The organism is Quisquiliibacterium sp. (assembly GCF_982640115.1).
Genome location: NZ_CEXFHW010000239.1, coordinates 1 through 4,710, shown reverse-complemented (window position 1 = coordinate 4,710; position 4,710 = coordinate 1). Strand labels below are relative to the sequence as shown.

General features: G+C 72.4%; 5 protein-coding genes. 2 read left to right on the top strand and 3 right to left on the bottom strand.

The genetic code is table 11. The features are described 5' to 3' along the window. The 3 genes from AC2H6A_RS17980 to AC2H6A_RS17970 form a co-directional block, all read right to left on the bottom strand. The coding region (locus AC2H6A_RS17980) for an HprK-related kinase A (protein WP_484275092.1) at positions 1-1,284 on the bottom strand (1,284 nt) is incomplete at its 3' end. Positions 1,285-1,319: 35 nt separating this feature from the next. Then, the gene (locus AC2H6A_RS17975; protein WP_484275091.1) at positions 1,320-1,877 is read right to left on the bottom strand and encodes a hypothetical protein; all 558 of its coding nucleotides are present in this window, start codon (positions 1,875-1,877) and stop codon (positions 1,320-1,322) included. 119 nt (positions 1,878-1,996) lie between these two features. Next, positions 1,997-3,055 (bottom strand): SDR family oxidoreductase, encoded by a 1,059-nt coding sequence (locus tag AC2H6A_RS17970; protein ID WP_484275090.1) that lies wholly within the window; start codon positions 3,053-3,055, stop codon positions 1,997-1,999. 199 nt (positions 3,056-3,254) lie between these two features. On the opposite strand from AC2H6A_RS17970, the gene AC2H6A_RS17965 reads away from it, so the two are divergent. Together AC2H6A_RS17965 and AC2H6A_RS17960 are read left to right on the top strand one after the other, a co-directional pair. Next, on the top strand, positions 3,255-4,229 hold the full coding sequence (locus AC2H6A_RS17965) for a transglycosylase SLT domain-containing protein (protein ID WP_484275089.1): 975 nt from the start codon (positions 3,255-3,257) through the stop codon (positions 4,227-4,229). After that, positions 4,226-4,710 (top strand): S1 family peptidase (locus tag AC2H6A_RS17960; RefSeq protein WP_484275088.1); only part of this gene is annotated, 485 nt, incomplete at its 3' end. The genes AC2H6A_RS17965 and AC2H6A_RS17960, both read left to right, overlap by 4 nt.

Sequence of the window (4,710 nt, the reverse complement as noted above, 5' to 3'; positions counted from 1 at the left end):
GAGCAACGCGAGCGCGTCATCGAGCTCACCGAAGGTGAGCCGCCAGCAGCCCGCGCCGGCGGCCAGCGCGCAGGCCGCCTCGAACGCTGCCTCGCCGAGCACGCCGTAATTGAAGCTGTTGGCAGCAAACTCGGCGATGGCGCGGGCCGGGCGCACCTCGGTGAGTTCGGCACGCGCGCCCGCCCGCCAGGTCGGGAAGACCACCACCGCCGGCGGCACGCTCTCATGGCGCCGCGCCGCGGCCCCGGACGGCACGGCGAGATGCGCGACATCGCCCTTGTGGGTCTTGTGAAAGACCGGCCCGAGCACGGCCTGCGGCGAGCGCCGGGCGATCAGATCGATGGCGGCATTCTTCAGCGCCACCGGCTTGGTGATGGGCAGCAGCCGGTGGTCGGCAAGGCGCAGCACGCCGAACTCGTCGGAGAGCAGTCGGGCGCCGGCCAGACTCAGCGCGGCGGTGAGCGTGCTCTTGCCCGACCCGGGAGCCGCCACCAGCAGCAGCCCCGCGCCATGCCAGTCCAGCGTGCCGGCATGCAGCAGCCAGTGCCGGGTGAAGAGATGCGCGAACACCCAGTTCAGGCCCCACTCGAGCTGCGGCAGGGCAAGCCCGGCAGGCATCGGCTCGAAGGGCTCGGTGCCGTCGGCCAGGAAGCGCACACCGGGGCGCCAGGCGCGCCGCGGCCCGGCCACCGGCAGCAGCTCGACGTCGCAGTCGACGAAGCCCGGTTCGTCGGGCGGCGGCAGCCAGTGATAGACCCGGGCGAGCGGGGCGGGCAACTCCGCCAGCGACGATCTCACCCGGACCCGCATCGCGCCCAGATCGAGCACCAGGCCATCGCCCTGCAGCCGATGGGCCGCCTCCGCGACACCCAGGACACGGCGCGGGTCGGCGCCCACTGCGCCCACGGACCGGTCATCGTGGACGGTGCAGGCAGCGCTCGACAGCGGATCGCACCGGCCTGCTTCGCGACCGGCATGGTCATGCCGCGGCGACCGCGCGCGGCGGTGCCAGGCAAGCTCGGCCAGACCCTGCAGCCGGGCGACCAGATCGGGTGCCCGGGGCGCCGGCTGATCGGCGGGCCAGGCCGCACCGTCGCGCAGCAGGTGCTCGATCATGGCGTCCGGCCCCCGCGCGCCCTCGGCGGCGACACGATCGAGCTCCTCGAGCAGCGCCAGCCCGTCGGACGAGAGCAGATGGGTCTGCCAGGTGACCGGGTCGAAAACCGCAGCGCCGTCGTCGAAGACCCGCAGACGGTCGGCGACCGCGCGCGGCGTCGGACTCACCGCAGCGCGGGCCGCGAACGGCCGGCCATGGGCACTCAGCCCACCACCCAGCCCGGCCCCTGCGAGCCGGTGGGACTGAGCGAGCTCCAGGACGACAGGTGCAGCGCCTGCCCGGCTCCGACATAGCGCGGCCAGGCGCCGAGCTCGGTGGCGCTGCCGCTGCCGGGCGTGAGCGTGGTGGCAAACAGCACGGCGAGATAGACCGGTTCCTCGGTCCCCGACACCGGTACCGCGATCGCACCGCTGGTGTCGTACCAGACCCCCTCGATGCGGTAGAGCTGCCCCGAGTACTGGACCGGCGGCACGCCGAGATCGGCGGCCAGTGTGTAGGTGCCGGTGAAACGGGTGCCGGCCACGCGGATCCAGCCGTCGGCGCTGGACACCGCCAGTAACGGCGGATGGATGGCATCGTTGATCGCGCCCCGGTAGGCCGAGCCGATCGGACCGGCGGCGCGGGTGGGCAGGCTCACCATCAGGGGCGAGCCGGCAGCCGCCATCCGCAGCAGGTGGCGGCGCCGGCTCAGGCGGTCGCTGACCGTGGCGCCGGATTCGGCGTCCGAGGCAGCGGATGGGGTCGGGGCTTGTTCGGACATGGTGATCGCCTGGGGAGTGCTCGCATCAGCAGGAAGGGCCTGATGCCGGAACGCAAGCAATACCGCCGGATGCAACGCAGGCCATTGCGCCTGCCGACAGAAACCGCATCCGGCCGGCCTCAGGCACCGCCCGGGGCCGCGCCCTGCCCGCGCCGCGCATACCAGCCGATCGCCTCGTCGATGCCCTGGGCAACCCGATGCGTGGGTTCATAACCGATGATTGTCCGCGCCCGCTCGATGCTGGCGAGGGAATGGCGCACATCTCCGGCGCGAAAATCGCGGAACTGCGGCGTCAGCCGATAATCGGCGCCCAGCTGCCGTTGCAGGGCGTCGCGAAGGGCCTCGAAGAGCTCGACCAGCGAGGTGCGCTCGCCGACCGCCACGTTGAGCACGGTGTGCGCCGGCATCGGCCCGGCCGCCAGCGCCGCACGCAGGTTGGCCTGCACGGCATTGGCCACGTAACAGAAGTCGCGGCTGGTCTGGCCGTCGCCGTTGATCACACAGGGCTCGCCGCGCAGCATGGCCGACACCCACAGGGGTATCACGGCCGCATAGGGGCCGTCGGGGTCCTGGCGCGGGCCGAACACATTGAAGTAGCGCAGACCCACGCAGGTCATGCCGTAGGTGCGCGCCCAGACATCGGCGAAGAGCTCATTGGCCGCCTTGGTGGCGGCATACGGTGACAGCGGCCGGCCGACACGGTCTTCCACCTTGGGCAGATCGGGGTGATCGCCGTAGACCGAGCTCGAGGAGGCGTACACGAAGCGGCGCACGCCGGCATCGCGCGCGGCGGTGAGCATCTGCACGAAGCCGGTGACATTGGCCTCGAAGGAGCGCATCGGCTGGGCGATGGAGCGCGGCACCGACCCGAGGGCTGCCTGATGCAGCACCTGGTCTACCCCCTGCGTCGCCTCGCGGCAGGCCGCGGCATCGCCGATGTCGCCCTCGATGAAGCGCCAGCGCGCCCAGGCACTGGCGCCGACCTGTTCGCGCACCTCCTCGAGGTTGCGGCGGTGGCCGGTGGCGAAGTTGTCAAGGCCGGTGACGCGATGACCGGCGCGCAGCAGCGTCTCGACGAGGTTGGAGCCGATGAAGCCGGCCGCGCCGGTGACGAGCCAGTGCTGCGCCGGGACGGCGGCGAGCCATGCTGCGGGGTCAGGGTGGGGGCGGGAAGACATGAGGCGAAGGAAAACCCGGTTGTTCAGACGCCCCGTTGAGCGGGCGCAAGCGGTGAAGCGGCAATCCGGGAGACATTGTTCCTCGCCCCCGGCCCACCGGTCGATAGTATCCCGCGCTCCACGACGAACTTTGCCTGATCACACCCTCACCATGTCGCGCCGAATGATTCGCCTGCGGGCGGATGACGGTCGATCGGCCGTGTCCGTCATTCTGTTCAGCGCAGTGCTGGGCACGGCCGCACAGGCCGCCACCGGAGCCCCTGAGATCAGCCCACGGCAACTCGTCGATCAGGGCGTGCGCTGGGAGCATGCCGAGGGCGTGAACCGGGACCTGAGCGCCGCGCACGAGGCCTACTGCCGCGCCGCCCGCTCGGGCTCGGCCGACGGGCTGCTGCGGCTGGGCTGGTTGTATGCCAACGGCCGCGGTGTGACCCGCGATGATGCGCTCGCCCACGGCCTGTTCCGTCGCGCCGCCGAACTGGGCAGCGATCTCGGCGGGCGTCTGGCCGATGCGATCACCGCCGTCGAGCCGCGACTGCCTGCCTGCCTCACGGCGCAGATCCCCCCCGCCCCGGACCGACCGTCACCCCCGCCGGCAGGCCCGGCCGGCGCCCCGGGCAGCCTGGCGGTCACCCCCCTGCCAAGCCCGAGCGCGGTCAATCCGAGTCCGTCAGCCCAGAGCCTGCCGACCACCGCCGGCACGCCCGGCGCCGCGTGGCGACCCCTGATCGGCCCGGCGCTCAGGCTGGCCGCCGAGTTCCGGCTCGATCCGCGACTGGTGCTCGCCCTCGTCCGCGCCGAATCCAACTTCGATCCCCAGGCCCGCTCGATGCGGCAAGCGCAGGGCCTGATGCAGCTCGTGCCCGAGACCGCCGAGCGCTTCGCCGTGCGTGATGCCCTCGACCCGCTGGAAAACCTGCGCGGCGGCATGAGCTACCTGCGCTGGCTGCTCTCCTACTTCCGCGGCGACGTGGTGCTGGCGCTCGCCGGCTACAACGCCGGCGAGGGCGCGGTGGACCGTCACCGTGGCGTGCCGCCCTACCCCGAGACCCTGGCCTATGTGCAGCGGATTCGGGCGCTCTATCCCTTCGACCGCCATCCCTTCGATCCGAAGGCGGCCGCGCCGATGCGCGCGCTGTGGCTGGCCGATGCCGCGGCCGGATCGCTGCGGTGAGCGCCGTGCACGCCGGTCGGCAACGCCGCCGCGCACTGGCTGCGCTGGGCGCGCTGGCCGGCGCCCCGCTCGCCGGTGTGACCCGCGCCCAGGGCCCGGGCCTGGGCGATGTGCCCTCGGTGGTCGCCGCCAGCAAACCCTCGGTCTTCGCGGTGGGGGTGTACTCGCGCATCCAGAAGCCACCCTTCCGCTTCGCCGGCAGCTGCTTCGCGATCGGCAGCGGCCTGTTCGTCACCTGCGCCCATGTCGTGCAGTCGCTCGACCCGAGCACCCGCGAAGTGCTCGCGGTGGCAGTGGCCACCGCCGAAGGCCACCGGGTGATCGAGGTGCGGGTGGTGGCCACCCGGCGCGAGAGCGACCTCGCGGTGCTGGAGTGGGTCAACCCGCCGGAGATCAGTGTGCGCGGCCTGCGGCTCGCCGGCGCGATGCCCCCGGAGGGCAGCGACATCGTGCTGATCGGCTTTCCGATCGGCAGCGCGCT